A 16,168-nucleotide genomic window follows, 5' to 3' on the forward strand; every position below is an offset into this window, starting at 1 on the left:
ATTGGAAAGTTAATGACTCCACATGGCAAATTGATACTTCAAATTGTTAACGGAAATTAAATTAGGATTAAAGGTTATAGATGCGCTCAATGAAGTCGCGGTACTTTTCCATTACTATTTTTCGCTTCAGGCTCAGTTTTGGTGTCATTTCCCCGGTTTCGATGCTCCATTCCCTCGGCAGCAGCTCAAACCTTTTGATTTGTTCTACGTGGTTAAAGTACTTATTGAAGTTTTCAACCAGGTCTTTATACATGTCCAGCACCTTTTGTTCCCGGATGGCGGCTTCGTTGGTGGTAAAGGTTAACCCGTTCTGCGGCATCCACTGTTTTAACATGGAGAAGGAGGGAACGATGAGTGCGCCAACGAACTTACGTTCGGAGCCTACTACGATCACCTGCTCTACAAAAGGACTTTCTTTTAATTTATTCTCGATGGGCTGCGGCGCTACGTATTTGCCTCCGCTGGTTTTAAACAGTTCTTTTTTACGGTCGGTGATTTTCAGGAAGCGGTTGTCTATAAACACACCAATATCACCTGTATGTAACCAGCCATCAATCACAGTTTCGGCGGTGAGGTCGGGGCGTTTGTAATAGCCTTTCATGACGGTGGGCCCTTTCACCAGTATTTCCCCATCTTCGGCCAGTTTTACTGCCAGCCCGTTAATAATGGGGCCCGTAGTGCCAAAGTACTTATCTTCTTTAGGTATTTTACGGTTTACGCTGATAACGGGACTGTTTTCCGTAGGACCATACCCCTCGAACACGGGTATTTGCGCGGCGTTAAAAATGCGTAACAGCTTTTCGTTACAGGCCGCTCCGCCGGTTACAATAAAGCTGATATTGCCGCCGAGTGCTTCGCGCCATTTGGAAAATACCAGTTTGTTGGCCAGCTTCAGTTTGAAGTTGTACCAGGCGCCAAAATCCTTTTTATTATCGTATTTGCCGGCCAGCGATACCGACCAGAAAAACAGTTTGCGTTTAATGCCGGTTAACTCATTGCCCTTACTCATAATCTTTTCGAACACCTTTTCCAGCAGCCGTGGCACCGTGGTAAAGCCATCGGGTTTTATCTCGCGCAGGTTATCGGCTATCTTATCCATGCTTTCGGCGTAATAAATACTAATGCCGCTAAACAGGTAGATGTAAGTAACTGTTTTTTCGAAGATGTGGTTTAACGGCAGAAAGCTAAGCACTTTCGACTCCGGTGAATCTTCGAACGGAAAACTTTCTTTGGAAAAGAAGATGTTGCTGATAATGTTATGGTGCGTAAGCATTACGCCTTTCGGCTGACCGGTGGTGCCGGAGGTATAGATGATGGTTGCCAGGTGCTCCCAGTCTATTTTTGCTTTTACTTCTTCTACTTTCGCCAGCAGTTCGGGCGTGGAGGCGGCTAACACCTTCGTCCAATGGTCGGCCTGCGGCGTTTCGTCGAATGTATAAATGTTACGTAAACTGGGCACGTTATTGCTGATGCTGCGCACCTTTAATAACAACTCTTCGCTGCTTACGAATACGTATTTTATGCTGGCATCGTTAAATATAAATTCCAGTTCCTGCGCGCTGCAGGTAGGATAGATGGGCACTAATATGGCGCCTGTTTGCTGCACCGCAATGTCGGTAAGCAGCCACTCCGGACGGTTATTACTAATAATCGCGATCTTATCGGCCCCTTCGGGGGTAAAATCGTTACCGCTTACGCCCAGTTGCAGAAGGCCCGCACTTAACCTGTTCGTGATATCACTTACAGCCGCTGTGCTGTAAGGTTTCCAAACGCCATCAATTTTTGCAGCGATCATTTCCTGCTTAGGGAACTTTTCCAGTTGAAATGCAACGGCGTCGAACAGTCTGTACGGTTTTAACATAAACGTAGGGAATTTGTTACACGGAAAGATATAAATTTTATTGCTTGTATAGTGCAGTAATAACGTTAAAACTCGTTAAACCTTCACGGGTATATTTTATATATTTGCGGCCTAACCGATGATGCAATGACCCCGTTAACTGCAGCCATTCATTTCATAAGCCCGCTATCACCCGCCTCCCTTGCTGCTTTAGATGCAGAGGTAGTAAAAATACGTGGGCAACGCCAAACACATTTGCTGGAAATTGGCAGCGTATCGCGACACCTGTATTTTATCCGGCAGGGCCTGGCCCGGGTATATTATTACCACAAAGGACTGGACGTTACCGATTATTTCGCTATCGATCAGCAGTTTATAGGTGGTGTGGAAAGCCTGTTCACAGGCCAGTCGTCCCAAAAAGCTATCCAGCTGCTCGAAAACAGCGAGGTATATAGCATTTCAGTGGAGGCACTCGAACGATTGAGTTATGAACACCACGATATAGAACGTGCCGGGCGAAAAATGGCCGTTTACGGTTTCCTGGAAGGGCAGCAGCGTATTCAGTCTATCCGCTTCCACGAAGCCAAAGAACGTTACCAGGAACTCGATAAAAAGTACCCCGGCCTGCTAAACCGCGCTCCCCTCAAGTACGTGGCATCTTATTTAGGTATTACACCGGTGAGTTTAAGCCGTTTGCGTGCTACGATGGATTAATTATCATATGTAAAGTAGAATTAGTTTTGTTTGTGTCACCTTTGCGTCGTTATCAATAACCTCAACATGAAAATTACGATTCTGGGCGGAGGAATAGCAGGACTCACCACCGCCATCGCACTTCAAAAAGCAGGCTTTAACACTGAAGTATTTGAAGCCGCCCCCGAAATTAAAGCCGTAGGCGCTGGCCTCGGATTAGCCCCCAATGCCATCAAAGCTTTCCAGCAACTGGGTATAGCAGAAAAAGTGATCTCCCTCGGCGCTAAATGGCCCTTTTTCAGCATTCTTAACCAGCAGGGTAAAGTTATTTCTAAAAACGATAGTGCCGTTATCGGTGATAAGTATGGCCTCGACAATTTCACTATTCATCGTGCAGAACTGCACCTGGCTTTACTGTCTGAACTCGATCCGAAATGTATATTCACCGGCAAACGGGCCATTGATATTACACGCACTGGCAAAAACATCCGCCTGCAGTTTGCCGATGGCAGTTACCACAACACGGCCTGCCTTATCGTGGCCGACGGTATCAACTCGGTAGTACGTAACAGGATAGTGCCCGGGGCTAAACTGCGTTACTCCGGTTACACCTGCTGGCGTGCCGTAATCGACAATGCCGGCGAGGCACCATTGGGGGCTACTGAAACCTGGGGCGCTAAAGGCCGCGTGGGTATTATCCCGCTCAGCAACAACCGCATTTACTGGTTCGCCTGCATTAATGCCCACGCCGACGATGCTAAGTACACCGCGTTTAAAGTGGAGGACATCTATTTCCATTTCCGCCATTATCACAATCCAATTCCATCTATTCTCGCGCAAACTAAAGATGCACAGTTACTGCACAACGACATCTACGACCTGCGCCCCTTAAAACAATTTGCTTACGGTAATGTGTTATTGCTCGGCGATGCCGCGCATGCCACCACGCCAAACATGGGCCAGGGTGCCTGTCAGGCCATTGAAGATGCGGTAGTGCTGGCCGAAGAAATGGCTAAACACCGGAACTATGAAGCTGCATTCCCTGCGTTCGAAAAACGCAGGCTGCAGCGTACCAATGATATCATCAAACAATCGAGGCAGGTAGGCCGTGCCGCACAACTGGAAAACAGTTGGCTCATCGCCATGCGCAACATGGTGTTAAGTTCTTTACCCGAATCGGTAAGAATGAAGCAGTTTGAGAAGTTATATACGGTGGATTTTTAAATTCCTTTTTCGGGATGTTTTTTTCTTCCAGGAAGCCCCATGGCGAGGTTCAGGATAGTTATAAGCAGCGCCACTCCAGGAAGGTAAAAAATGCTTGCATACATCAGGTTAATGTGTAATGGCGTATACATGCCGGCATTCGATGTGAATGTAAGAAGAAGGAATATAAAGATAGACACAACTAACGTCCCCACCGATATCCAGCTAAGTGTTTGACTGAACATAAACGGACTTGTTCTACTGGCTATTAGCCAAAGCAGCAGGAACAAACAGATGCACCACATGCTCGCGGAGGGCGGAGGGTATAATATGACTTTCAATATTCCCAACACCTGTATTACAAGCAGTACCGGGATAGTCAACAGTAAACAATTGTGCGGTTTGGACAAGAAGTTTCGCATAAATTATCGTTTCCCTTTTATTACACCAAGCAAGAGATTAAGAATAAATACCAGTTGCGCCGCCAGCAACAGGTATATCGAAAAAAGTACAGCCAGTTCCGGATTGATGAGGATTCTCATACTATCAACCAGCCACACAGAAAATAGTATGCCGAAGAAACAAAACACCATGAAGATGGAGGCATAACTAAGTATTTTACTGAACATCAGCCTGTTCGTGAGCCTGTACATCAGCCACAATACAATAATGAGAATAGCGATAGGTATAAAAAAATATCCTGCAGACAGTACGAAGTAAGTGTCTGCGAAATGTACAGCCACATTGTTTCCGCTGAAGGGCCACGCTACCAGTATCAGGCTGCATATAAGCAGCCAGTTATAAGGCTTGGAGAAGAATTTACGAATGCTGTTCAAAGGCATACAATTAGGGATGACGGTACAAAAGTATACAAAAAGGGCGTAACCTAAGTTACGCCCCCTGATTGTGGTGATGTGAGAAAACTAAGATTTTTGCGGAACATACTTTGGCAGAATAAACAGTTTCACAATGGTATGGGCCACTACAGACAGTACCACCGTTGCCAGCAGCAACAGCGCCTGTTTGCCGCCCGTATCAAAAAGGTCCACAGTTTCGTTCATGCCTTTACCTGCGTACAATACAGTCACCAGGTAAGCAATAATACCAGTAATCCAAAGCGTCAGGTGCGACCAGAAATACTTTTTCCTGTTAAAACCGGTTTTACCGAAAGATGTAAAAAGGAGAGCAACGTGTGCCACGAAAAATACTATCGCGAGCACGAGCAATGAAGTGAAAGCAATCATAGTTGTATATGGTTTAATAGTTAGTACAACTAATTTAGTGTATTTGATGATAATACCAACGGCAAGTCTATAATTCTTTTAGGTGTTTAAACAGGTAATCAGGGACCAGCATCAGTAATACTAACAAGCCCCCGTTGTGTCACTCCCTTCAACTGCAACACGCTACTGATCAGCCTTTGGTGGCCCCGGTCTCTACCACTAACGCAGCATCAGCATACTAATAAACAAATTGTTTTATAAAAGGTATGTATACATACTTGAGTGTGATGTATCGATGTGTTTTCTTAGTTCGTAAAAGCATTGCTACATCCTTTGCACATGGCTTGCAGGTATTTTGCTGACACATGCTTATCCTAATGTTATCCTGGTGTTTTCCTAATGTTTTCCTGGTGTACTCCTGGTGCCGGTGCATTATAACAGCGTTACAACAGTATGATAACAGTAAGACGACAGCATACCCCAAGGCATGCGGCTTTATTATACCTACTATGATGGTTTATTAACGCATGGTATTAGAGTATGCGGGCTGTTCGGGCTAAAATACCGGGACGCAACGGGTTCAATAGCCTGACTGCTGAAGGGAGTGACCTTTAGATTTGCGGTACGGCGTGTACACCACGGTAACAGCAGGTACATCGCGTGGATCTCATGCACCGCAAATGACGTTTGAAAGCAGTGTTTGGCCACTACTTATGTAGGTACTAACATGGAGGATAGATGTAACGTGGATATAACCTGAGCGGCACCTGAGCGGACGGTGAGCGGACGGTGAGCGGACGGTGAGGCATGTTTTAGTACCTGCGGGTGTGTTTGCGACAATAGTGTAAAACGCCCATAAGTGATACGGCCGCTGAAGGGAGTGACACAACGGGGGGCGGGTCAGGGGAAATGAAGCTGGTTAAATGGTTAAATTGAAATTCGCGATTACATCGGGGCCGGAGTCGCAATTGAGGATACCATCTTCGATATGAGCGCCACATTTTTGGTAAAAGACGATGGCATCGTGGTTCCAGTTACTTACCTGCCAGCGCACGCGGTTGCATTGTTGCTGGCGGGCCACGTCGAAAACAGCATTGAGCAGGCGGCTCCCGATGTGCTGGCCGCGGAAGGCCGGGGCTACATAAAGATCGTCGAGGTACAGCGATTTACCTGCCCAGGTATAATAGGCAATGAAGTAGGAGGCGATGCCTGCAATGCCGCCCTGCTCATCTTCGGCCACGAAACATTTAAAATGCTCCTGCTCGCGCTGCATCTGCTCCACCGAATTGTGGACGGCCCCCGGCACTTTCTGGAAGGCCGCAAAGTCGTTGAGTAAGGTAATGATCGCAGGGAAATCCCTTTCCTGAACGGGTCTGATATTCATGGACAGCAAAGTTATAAAAGCAAAGCTAAGTACAAACACGTAATCCAGTAAATCGTCAACACAACTGAGTGTGAGGCGGATTTTACGTGCTTATTTTGTACCCGTTAAACGTTAACTAATATGCAACCCCAAAACACAAACAAAAAAAAGATCCTCTTTGCCAACATGGCCGCCGATGGTCACTTTAATCCGCTTACCGGTATTGCTGCCCACCTGCTTGAACAGGGCCACGATGTGCGCTGGTACACCAGTAAACAGTATGAAGAAAAGATACAGAAGATGGGCATTCCCATGTACCGCTTTAAAAGAGCGCTGGAAATGAACATCGAAAATGTGGACGAGTTATTCCCCGACCGTGAAGCAAACACCAGCAAACTGGCCAAACTGAAGTACGATATGAAGAACATCTTCATTTTACGTGGGCCGGAGTTTGCGGAAGATATTAAAGAGATTTACGAGGAATTCGACTTTGACGTGCTGGTGGCCGACATCCTGTTTGTTGGCGCGCCGCTTATTAAAGAAGCGCTGAAGGTACCGGTGGTACTGATCGGTATTTGCCCGTTAATGTCCAGCTCGAAAGACTGGGCGCCAACCGGCCTGGGACTTACCCCGGCCAATTCCGTACTCGGCCGCACCAAACACCGTATGCTGCGCTGGGTGGCACGTAACATTCTTTTCAAAGAAGTGGGCAATTTCATGAACGACGTGTATGTACGTTACGGCATTCCGCCCTACAAAGGCCTGCTGTTCGATGGCTGGATGGAGAAGGGCGACCTGTTATTGCAGAGCGGGGTACCCGGTTTTGAGTATCAGCGTAGCGATATGCCTTCCAACGTTCGTTTTGTGGGGGCTTTGCTGCCCGAACATTTGAAGAAGGCAGGCAACTTTAGCCTGGCGCATAAACTGAAGCAATACAATAAAGTAATACTGGTCACGCAGGGTACCGCCGAACGTGATGTTGAAAAGCTGATCGTACCGGTACTGGAGGCCTACAAGAACAGTCGTTACCTCGTAATAGCCACCACTGCGGGATCAAAAACCCAGGAACTGCGTGAGCGTTTCCCGTATGAGAACCTGATGATCGAAGATTTCATCAACTTTAACGAGGTAATGCCCCTGGCCGATGTATACGTAACCAACGGTGGTTACGGCGGGGTGATGCTTGCCATCAGCCATGGTTTGCCAATGGTGCTGGCCGGCTTGCACGAAGGTAAAAACGAGATTACTGCCAGAGCCGGGTATTTTGGGCTGGGAGAGAACCTCAATACCGAAAAGCCTACGGTACAGCAGTTGAAACAGGGCGTAGAAAAGGTGCTGAAAGGAGAGGAGTACCGTGATAACGTGGTGCGCCTGGCCGAGGAGTTCGCCAACTACGATACCTACCAGCTTTGCGAAAAATACATCATGGAATTGCTGGAAAAACGCGGCCCCGTGGTACGCAGGCTGTCTGGCCAGTTTTCCCTTTCCTGAACCAATATGCTGATTATATTCCGGAAACCGCTGTCGATCATATTGGCAGCGGTTTTCCCGTTTTCGTAAAATAATTTCCCGATCCGACATAGCGGGGCCGATTGTCCGCAGTATTTTTGATAATCTGATATAACTATGCAATTGGGAAAAGGGAATCAAATAACACAAGGTGCTAATAAACAACCTGTTAAGAAGAAACAGGGTAAATCGCTGGCCGGTCGCGCAAATGCCTGGCTGCACCTCTGGCTGGGGCTGGTAAGCGGTATCATCGTATTTATCGTGAGCGTTACGGGCTGTATTTACGCCTTCCAGCGTGAAATCACCAATGTTACGCAGCCCTACCAGTTCGTAGAAGTGCAGGATAAACCTTACATGGCGCCTTCTGAATTAAAGGCGCTGGCCACCAAATATGCCTTTGGTGAAAAGGGTGAAACAGAGAAACAGCGCATTACCGGCGTGGCCTATGGTCCGGGTAAAGCAGCAGTGCTGAACTACGGCAACCGTAAAGACGGCTTCTTCGCCCTTTACCTCAATCCTTACACCGGCCAATTGCTGGGCAAAAAAGATTTTAACAAAGACTTCTTCGCCTTTATACTAAAAGGCCACTTTTACCTCTGGCTGCCTGCTGAAATCGGGCACGTGGTAGTGGCCAGCGCCATTCTCATTTTCGTGATCCTGCTCATTACCGGTTTGGTAATGTGGTGGCCTAAGAACCTGAAAAAGGCGAACAGGGAAAAGAGTTTCAAAATTAAGTGGGGTGCCAGCTTTAAGCGCGTAAACTACGACCTGCACAACGTACTGGGTTTTTACGTAATGCTGCTGGCGCTTGTACTCGCATTAACCGGCCTCGTATGGGGATTTGAATGGTTTGCCAAAGGCAGTTACTTCGTTACATCCGGTGGTAAATCAAGGCCCATCGTACGGGAAAAACTGTTTTCGGATACCACCAATATCGTGCATGTTGCCCAGGCAGAAGATAAAGTGTTTTCGGACATGGCAAAACATTACGCAGGGCAGTACGCTTATCTTTCTGTATCATTCCCCGGTGCAAAGGCCGACCCTATAGTGGTTAACTTTAACCCGGATGCGGGTACTTATTACCGCAGACAGTTCCATTACTTCGACCGTTACTCGTTGAAAGAAATGCCTAGCAAGGCGCTATACAGTCAGGCGTACGAAAAAGGATCTTTCGCGGACAAGCTGTACCGTATGAACTACGATATTCACGTGGGTGCCATTGGGGGGCTCACCGGTAAGGTAATAGCATTTTTCGCCTCCCTTATTTGTGCAACGCTGCCCGTAACCGGCTTCCTGGTATGGTGGGGCAGGCGAAAGAAAAAGCCAATCGCCAAAAAGGCGCAGCCAATGCCTAAAGCAAGGGTTATTCCCGCAGTAAAGGAACCAGCAGTAATTTAAGCCTTCAGCAATATCAGCGTCAAAAAAAGAAACCGGCTGCATCACATGGTGCAGCCGGTTTCTTTTTTATAATGAATTTGATCAGGAACTCATGAGGGCCGGAAAGGTGTATTGCTTGCGGCTGAATTCGTAAAAACGCCTGCCTGTGGTAAGGCATTCTTCGAAAGTATTAGGTTTAATGACGTACGAGCTAGCCCCCATCGACATACATTCCCGCATTTGTATCTCGTTAAGTGATGTAGAGAAAATAATGATAGGGATGTTTTTGTAGCGGTCGTGCGTTTTCAGGATCTTCAGCGTTTCTGTACCCGATAATTTGGGCATGTTGAGGTCCAGTATTATAAGGTCTGGCAGCATGGACTCTGGTTCCACCTGCTGCAGATACTCGATAACGCCTGTTCCATCTTCCACAAAAAAGATATTAGAGGAAAGTGCCAGCTCATCAAATACGATCTGCATGATAGAGCGGTCTTCCGGATCATCGTCAGCCAGTAATATTTTAACGTGCTGCTTGTTCATAAGTACTGTTTATTTTTCTCTGTCTTAAACTATCTTAAATGGCGTTCAATTAAAAATATGGGATTTTAAGCAATTGGAAAAAACCTTTGCCGGAATAGGTATATCGGCTAAATTTTAACAGCCCGTTAAATATTACATTAACAGTAATGGCTAAAGCTAATTTAAGTCTGCCTTTTTTATCAAATATGTGGTAAATATTTCTTGTTTTAATATGTAATCTGTTATTTAAAAATAGCTTGTTGCGGGCGTAGTGATTGGTTCATGATATAAGGAATGATGTTGCCTGTAGATATTGTTCCACATATCAGCGCGTACATTCAGGTGTAAAAATTTATGCCAATTGCTTATTTACTGGTATGAATATACACGCATAAAGCTTCGGGTTTTATGCGGTTAGCTTTTTGGTTTTTTAAGATTGATCTGTACGGGTTTGTTACGGTCGCAGGTGATGATACCATCCTTTACTTCCAGCTCCGTTAGTTGTATGAGCGTTCTGCGGGAGTTGAACGAATCGTTGGCTGCGCCGTTGGTTTTGGTGCGGCCTGGGTGAATGAAATAAAACACGTATGCACGGCCTTCGTTTACCAGTACATCAGCATGCCCGCCAATCGCTGCGTCTTCGGCCCCGGTGCCTGGTTCTTCGAGGATGCGGTTGGGTTGCCGTGTCCAGTTAACCATATCGGAGGAGCTGTAAATACTCATCCCCGCCCAATTGTCTACGATCATCCGGTACCTGCCCTTCCAGTAAAATACTTTAGGGCCTTCGCCGCGCTGGTCGCTGATAGCCTTGCCTTTGTCCGTCCAGTTGTACAGGTCGGGACTGTCGGCGTAAAAGATCGATTTACCCGTTGGCTCATCGTTGTACCACATGCGCCAGTTGCCATCGGGCAGGCGACTTACACAGGCATCGAGTACTTTGTTTGACGATAGCTTAAGTACCGACTGGTAGTGCCAGTTCAGCAGGTCGCTACTGGTAAGGTGTACGATGTTACGTGGATGGCCCCAGTCGTTAAATATACCAGGTACATAAGTGAGGTACATATGATACGTTCCATTATGTTCCGTCACCTCCGGCGCCCAGAAGGTATAACCACTATCAGGGCGGTAATTGATATTCGCCGTGTCGCGGTAAGTCCAGTTGCGGCCGTTAACCGATTCGGCAATACCGATGCGTGTACCGTGGCACCAGCTTACACCCTTTGCGTTAGCGTCGCTGGCGCGGCGGTTCGTATAAAACATAAACCACTTCTTTTCCTTTGCGTTCCAAATGACCACGGGATCGGCTGCACCGTCATAAACCGGATCGCGGTACAAAGGTTTGGGCGCTGTTTGCTGAGCGTGCAGGCATAAAGGAAACAGGAATACTAAAAGACAGAAGATGTTTTTCATAACGTTGCTGTTCGGAAGGGTAAAATAAACATTTAAACCGGGAGGAAAAAAGAAAGGGCGGTAAGAATACCACCCTCAGTTATTTTAACCATATCCTATGAAAAACCGATGCAAAGATAGGCAGGTATGCCACAATGCAAAGGCCCGTTTCGTGAACGCATATTTTTACTTGGTGAATGACGGAAATACAGTGTTGTTAACAGAAATTTAACCAGTGGGGGAGGGGTAGGACAAAAGAAAAGGGCGGTAAGAATACCGCCCTCAAATAATTTTAACCATATCTTATGAAAAACCTAATGCAAATATACCCCGGTGGTTTTGCACCGCATATTGCCAGTTCGTGAACGCATTGTTTTTGTTGGTAAACGTAGCAATTTGACAGATGTTAACACCTCATTAACGAACTTTTCGGAGCTTGTAAACCGGCTACTGGTGCGTATCCGTCTGTAAATGACCAGATTGTATTATATTGAGCATACCAAACCACTTTACCGATGAGCGCTGTTGCTTCCATCCTTAGCGAACTGGAGAAAATGGGCACCGCCCAAACGAAGAAAACCTGGCTAAACCACGGAGCCCGGGAACCCATTTACGGGGTAAAGGTGCAGGATATGAAAACGATCCAGAAAAGGATTAAAAAAGATTATTTACTATCGCTGGATCTTTACCGCAGTGGGGTGGGCGACGCCATGTACCTGGCCGGTCTTATCTCTGACCCGATGAAAATGACTAAGGAGGATTTGCAGGAATGGGCCGATCAGGCTTCCTGGGCGATGGTCAGCGAATACACCGTGCCCTGGGCAGCTTCCGAAAGCCGTTTTGGAAGAGAGCTGGCCTTAACATGGATAGATGACGCAGATCCCCGTTTAAGGGCGACCGGCTGGAACACCTACGCTGCCGTGTTATCCCTGAAAAAAGATGAGGAACTGGATATCAAAGAAATCGAATCCCTCCTTAACCGGATCATAAAGGAAATACACGGTGAAGAAGAGCGGGTAAAGTACACGATGAATAACTTCGTTATAGCCACCGGAACATATGTGGCACCATTGCTCGCAAAGGCTAAGGCTACCGCTGTTAAAATGGGCGTTGTAACCGTTGATATGGGCAACACTGAATGTAAGGTGCCCGGCGCCCTGCCCTATATAGAAAAGGCCGAGGCGGCGGGAAAGGTGGGGAAGAAAAAGAAAACCGTGTTTTGTTAACCTTACCGCTTTACCACCCTGTCTGCCAGTTCAAGGTGTAATTCCTTTATTTCCTTCAATACGATTTGTGCCACCAGTCTAGCTCCCAGTTCGGAGAAGTGTGTATTATCGTCCTTACCACCGGGGTAATTAGGATGTTCGCCCGCTTTAAGCTGCAGGAACAGCAGTTTAGACGTTTCTTCGCCCATTTGCCGGTACAGTTCGCGGCTTTTGGTATCGAGGTCGATAAGCGGCACCTTTTCCTTTGCGGCCACTTCCAGTACATAAGGCGTGTAATCGTGCGTTTCGGGCACAATGCCGGTACTGTCGAACCTTCTGCGGCTAACAGGTGTTAAAAGTACAGGAATGGCTTTTTTAGCCCTCGTTTCGCGAATAAAGCGGGAAAGATTGGCTTTGTACTGCTCGGGCGTAGTGAAGCTTTTTTTCGTCACAACTTCATCGTTATGACCAAACTGTATCAATACATAATCGCCCTCCTGAAGCTCTTTCTCAATTTTCTCCCATAACCCCTCGGTAATAAAAGTGCCGGTACTGCGGCCATTCTTCGCACGGTTGTCGACTGTAACGGTAGAATCAAAGAACCAGGCAAAGGGCATACCCCAACCAGTTTCGGGGTAATACTTCGTTTCTTTTATCGAAATGGTAGAATCACCCGCCAGGTACACTTTTATTTTCTTTTTTGGAATGATAAATGATGAGAACAAGAGGACTAAGCCCGAAAGCCATAAAGCGGCCACCTTTTTTTTCATGGATAACGTGAATGATTAGGCGATCAAATTAGCGCTTTACCGCAATTATCTCATTCAATTTTACGCAAACGATGCCGGAGGGTTGCATTTGAGCGTATGGTATTTAATACATTAATTGTTGACTACAAATATCCTACTGATGAAAAGAACCATTTTGCCCCTTGTGGCCTTTGTATGCCTGTTGTTTGCGGCCAGTAAGGCCAGCGCACAGTTGAAGCGTTTTAGTATCGGTCCGTACGTAGAAGCAGGTTTCCCAACGGGCGACTTCAGCGAAACCCACAAAACGGGGATCGGTGCGGGCCTTACGGCCGACATTAAATTGCTGGCAGGATTTACCGCCACCGGTTCGGTGGGGTACATGCACTTCTCCGGGAAGACTTTTGAAACCACTGAAGGCGCTGAGGCAGAATATGCGAACTTTTCTGCCATTCCGGTAAGGGTAGGGCTTAAATACAAGCTGGTATCTGTGCTGTATGCCAAACTAGAAGCCGGTTCCGCAAACTTTACAGGTGATAATAACGGCGCAGCATTTATACTGTCGCCCGGTATCGGTGTCAGGCTGCTGATGTTCGACATCCAGGGGAAATATGAGGCCTGGTTTAAAGATGGTACCTCCGGCTTCCTGGGCTTACGTGCCAGCCTGAACTTCTGATATTAACTAAAACCATATTATCTGTTCCCTGCGCGGCCTGGCTGTTGCAGGGAATTTATTTTGGTGTATTTCAGCGTGTATACATAGTTATTGTGTACGTTGGCGCAATACGCACATTGTGTATTTGCTACGTAGTAGCAGCAGTTCTCGTTCTCACTCTTTTTACTACCTGTGTTTCTACCATCAGGTACATCAGATGTTCAACCGGCATTGGATAGCGCTTTTCGTCCAGCATCGTCAGTTCATGGTACATGCCAAAACGTTGCAGGGTTGGTGCTATCTTTTCATTGCGGTATTGTTCTTCGTCCGGTGTGCCCAGCAGCAGTGAGGAGAAGTCCTCGTTCACTCCGTGGATCTGCAATACAACGAAAAACGGCCTTAAATCCGCACCCGGCAAAAAGTGTGATGATGGGAACCTTAAATAGATCTTTTTTTCCGTCACGTTTGTGTAGGTCATATCTCGCGGGATTTACGCCCTTTCGTTTGTTAGGTTAGTGATTGTTGTTTCTTTAGAACAGCATAATTAAATAAAAAGTTCATGACTTTATCCTAATGGTTCGTTATTACGTTGCGCGTTTTTACCGCAGTGGTAAGTAGTTGTAATTGATAGCGTTATGGCTGCGCTGGGGGTGCAGTCATATTAAATAAAAAAACGGCCCCCAAAAGGGGACCGTTTTCTCATAAACTGGTTTAGGTTATTACTATTCTTACTGTTCCCAACCGGTATTTTGGATCAGTTCTTTACCATTTGTTTTATAAAGTGTGATCTGGTCCAGCGGTAATGGGTTCAGATAAAGTCGGTCGTTCGTGAATGGTCTCGCAGTTTCCACCTTTGGTGCGGGGATGATATAACCTTCGGCGCCGTTAGTAAGCGTAACATCCGTAGTTGGGAAGTCGGCCTTTTTGATCCATGCGCCGCGGTTGATATCCGTATTTACCTGGGTATCGGTATAGCCCAGTTTTTTCCAGCGTTTCAGGTCGATAAGGCGATTTCCTTCGAACATCATCTCTACACGGCGTTCACGGCGTATTTCCCACAACATGGATGATACAGTTTGGTCGCGTGCCGGGTCGTCATAATTAACTCCGTTAACAGCAGGCAGGCCACCTATAATTTGCAGGTTAGGCATACCCACACCGGTTCTCTTACGCAGCAGGTTAATAGATTTATCGAGGTCGGCCTGTGTAAGCGTACCCAGTTCCATTACAGCTTCAGCATAGTTAAGCAATACTTCGCCATAACGGATGATAGGAGCATCAGTTTGGTTGAGTGCGTTGTTGCCTTCAGCTACGTCCTTAACGGCATCGTTCAGGAACTTTTGGCTTGAATAACCGCTGGTGCTGTAGTTGGACGCAACTTTAATAACACGGTATTGTTTTACGAAAGTAGCAGACAGGCGGCCATCACGGTCTGTAAATACATCTGCAACAGTTTTGTCGCCTTTGTATTTAGGAGAAATCGCGACTGGTAAACCATCATTGGCGAGGTAAGATTCAATCGCGTTCTTGGAAGCGCCGGTTTGTGGTTCTTTGTTATTATAACTCATCAACGCATGTGTAATCTGGTTGGTTTCGTATTTCCTGAATAACAGCACCTCTTTAGATGCTGCGAGTGTCATGGAACTAAACACCGAACGATATTCTTCATTAACGTTGTAAGCACCGGTTGCCATTACTGCTTCTGCGGCAGTTTTAGCAGCGTTCAGGTATTCGGTAGACTTGCCTGCGTTGAGGCCATGGTATTTATACCAGGTGCCTTCGTGCAGCATAATGCGCGACATATAGGCATTTACTACGGCCCTGTTTACTATCAGTCCTGTTTCGCCTGTACCAGTAGCGTCATTGATCCTCACATTCGCCGCAGCATAGGTAAGGTCGGCCAGGATGCTGTCTACCACCATTGTACGTGGGTCGCGTGATTTGTAAAGTTGATCAAAATCGGTTTCCGTCAGCGGTTCGCTGTACCAGGGTACATCACCGAACTGACGTACCAGCTCGGAATATTCCATGGCGCGGAAGAAGCGTGCTATACCCAGCCAGTGATTGGTGGCTTCTGCAGGCATTGGTACACGTTTGATCCTGTCGATAAAGAGATTGATGTTGCGCACGTTTGTAAAGCTCCAGCCGCCACCGCTGTTAGGTGATTGTTTGGTGAAAGCTGTTGGCGTCGTAGGTGCAAAATCGTCGTTAAGGCTCTGGATCGAGAAGTAAGTACCCCAGGTATTGCCGCTTCCATATCCTGCAAAATAGGTTGGGTAGAAGCGCCATGAGTAGATGCGTACGTTACGCTCCGTGGTCCAGTAGGTAAGGTCAGAAAGGTCATCCAGCGGTGGACGCGTGATGAAGTCTTTTTTACACCCGGTAATTGCCAGGGCGGCCAGAGAAAGTATATAGAGTATTTTTTTCATTGTAGCTCGCTTTAATG

Annotated in this window: 15 protein-coding genes; 6 read left to right on the forward strand and 9 right to left on the reverse strand. The window is 46.8% G+C overall.

The window, feature by feature from the left end; all coding sequences use genetic code 11:
- Positions 1 to 67: 67 nt before the first annotated feature.
- A complete protein-coding gene (locus QZT80_RS26005) occupies positions 68 to 1,861 on the reverse strand; it encodes a long-chain fatty acid--CoA ligase (protein WP_295129192.1) in 1,794 nt (597 codons plus the stop codon).
- Between the two features lie 126 nt (positions 1,862 to 1,987).
- Between QZT80_RS26005 and QZT80_RS26010 the strand changes: the two genes are divergently transcribed.
- Positions 1,988 to 2,554: a cyclic nucleotide-binding domain-containing protein gene (locus QZT80_RS26010; RefSeq protein ID WP_295129194.1), complete on the forward strand. Its 567-nt coding sequence runs from the start codon at positions 1,988 to 1,990 to the stop codon at positions 2,552 to 2,554.
- 66 nt (positions 2,555 to 2,620) lie between these two features.
- Positions 2,621 to 3,757 (forward strand): FAD-dependent monooxygenase, encoded by a 1,137-nt coding sequence (locus QZT80_RS26015; protein ID WP_295129196.1) that lies wholly within the window; start codon positions 2,621 to 2,623, stop codon positions 3,755 to 3,757.
- 404 nt (positions 3,758 to 4,161) lie between these two features.
- On the opposite strand, the gene QZT80_RS26020 is transcribed toward QZT80_RS26015, so the two are convergent.
- From QZT80_RS26020 to QZT80_RS26030, 3 genes are all read right to left on the reverse strand, one after another.
- Complete coding sequence (locus tag QZT80_RS26020) at positions 4,162 to 4,578, reverse strand: hypothetical protein (protein ID WP_295129198.1); 417 nt, start codon at positions 4,576 to 4,578, stop codon at positions 4,162 to 4,164.
- Between the two features lie 81 nt (positions 4,579 to 4,659).
- Positions 4,660 to 4,980 (reverse strand): hypothetical protein, encoded by a 321-nt coding sequence (locus QZT80_RS26025; RefSeq protein ID WP_295129200.1) that lies wholly within the window; start codon positions 4,978 to 4,980, stop codon positions 4,660 to 4,662.
- Between the two features lie 898 nt (positions 4,981 to 5,878).
- Complete coding sequence (locus QZT80_RS26030) at positions 5,879 to 6,343, reverse strand: GNAT family N-acetyltransferase (protein ID WP_295129203.1); 465 nt, start codon at positions 6,341 to 6,343, stop codon at positions 5,879 to 5,881.
- Between the two features lie 120 nt (positions 6,344 to 6,463).
- On the opposite strand from QZT80_RS26030, the gene QZT80_RS26035 reads away from it, so the two are divergent.
- Positions 6,464 to 7,813, forward strand: a complete 1,350-nt coding sequence (locus QZT80_RS26035) for a nucleotide disphospho-sugar-binding domain-containing protein (RefSeq protein WP_295129205.1) — start codon at positions 6,464 to 6,466, stop codon at positions 7,811 to 7,813.
- Between the two features lie 135 nt (positions 7,814 to 7,948).
- Positions 7,949 to 9,229 carry a PepSY domain-containing protein gene (locus QZT80_RS26040; protein WP_295129207.1) on the forward strand — a complete coding sequence of 427 codons (1,281 nt, stop codon included), beginning with the start codon at positions 7,949 to 7,951 and terminating at the stop codon, positions 9,227 to 9,229.
- Positions 9,230 to 9,310: 81 nt separating this feature from the next.
- Here QZT80_RS26040 and QZT80_RS26045 read toward each other — a convergent pair whose 3' ends face one another.
- Together QZT80_RS26045 and QZT80_RS26050 are read right to left on the reverse strand one after the other, a co-directional pair.
- Entirely contained in the window at positions 9,311 to 9,748 is a 438-nt protein-coding gene (locus QZT80_RS26045; protein WP_295129209.1) for a response regulator, read from the reverse strand.
- Between the two features lie 393 nt (positions 9,749 to 10,141).
- Positions 10,142 to 11,137, reverse strand: a complete 996-nt coding sequence (locus tag QZT80_RS26050) for a glycosyl hydrolase (protein ID WP_295129211.1) — start codon at positions 11,135 to 11,137, stop codon at positions 10,142 to 10,144.
- Positions 11,138 to 11,631: 494 nt separating this feature from the next.
- On the opposite strand from QZT80_RS26050, the gene QZT80_RS26055 reads away from it, so the two are divergent.
- Entirely contained in the window at positions 11,632 to 12,342 is a 711-nt protein-coding gene (locus QZT80_RS26055) for a DNA alkylation repair protein (RefSeq protein WP_295129213.1), read from the forward strand.
- Positions 12,343 to 12,344: 2 nt separating this feature from the next.
- Here the strand turns inward: QZT80_RS26055 and QZT80_RS26060 are convergent, their stop codons facing one another.
- Positions 12,345 to 13,091, reverse strand: coding sequence for a rhamnogalacturonan acetylesterase (locus QZT80_RS26060; RefSeq protein ID WP_295129215.1), 747 nt, complete (start codon positions 13,089 to 13,091; stop codon positions 12,345 to 12,347).
- Between the two features lie 139 nt (positions 13,092 to 13,230).
- Between QZT80_RS26060 and QZT80_RS26065 the strand changes: the two genes are divergently transcribed.
- Complete coding sequence (locus tag QZT80_RS26065; RefSeq protein WP_295129217.1) at positions 13,231 to 13,743, forward strand: hypothetical protein; 513 nt, start codon at positions 13,231 to 13,233, stop codon at positions 13,741 to 13,743.
- Positions 13,744 to 13,870: 127 nt separating this feature from the next.
- Here QZT80_RS26065 and QZT80_RS26070 read toward each other — a convergent pair whose 3' ends face one another.
- On the reverse strand, positions 13,871 to 14,200 hold the full coding sequence (locus tag QZT80_RS26070) for a hypothetical protein (RefSeq protein WP_295129219.1): 330 nt from the start codon (positions 14,198 to 14,200) through the stop codon (positions 13,871 to 13,873).
- A 250-nt stretch (positions 14,201 to 14,450) separates the two neighbouring features.
- A complete protein-coding gene (locus QZT80_RS26075) occupies positions 14,451 to 16,151 on the reverse strand; it encodes a RagB/SusD family nutrient uptake outer membrane protein (RefSeq protein WP_295129221.1) in 1,701 nt (566 codons plus the stop codon).
- Positions 16,152 to 16,168: the final 17 nt, after the last annotated feature.

Origin of the sequence: uncultured Chitinophaga sp. (assembly GCF_902168175.1) — a bacterium.
Classification (GTDB): domain Bacteria; phylum Bacteroidota; class Bacteroidia; order Chitinophagales; family Chitinophagaceae; genus Chitinophaga.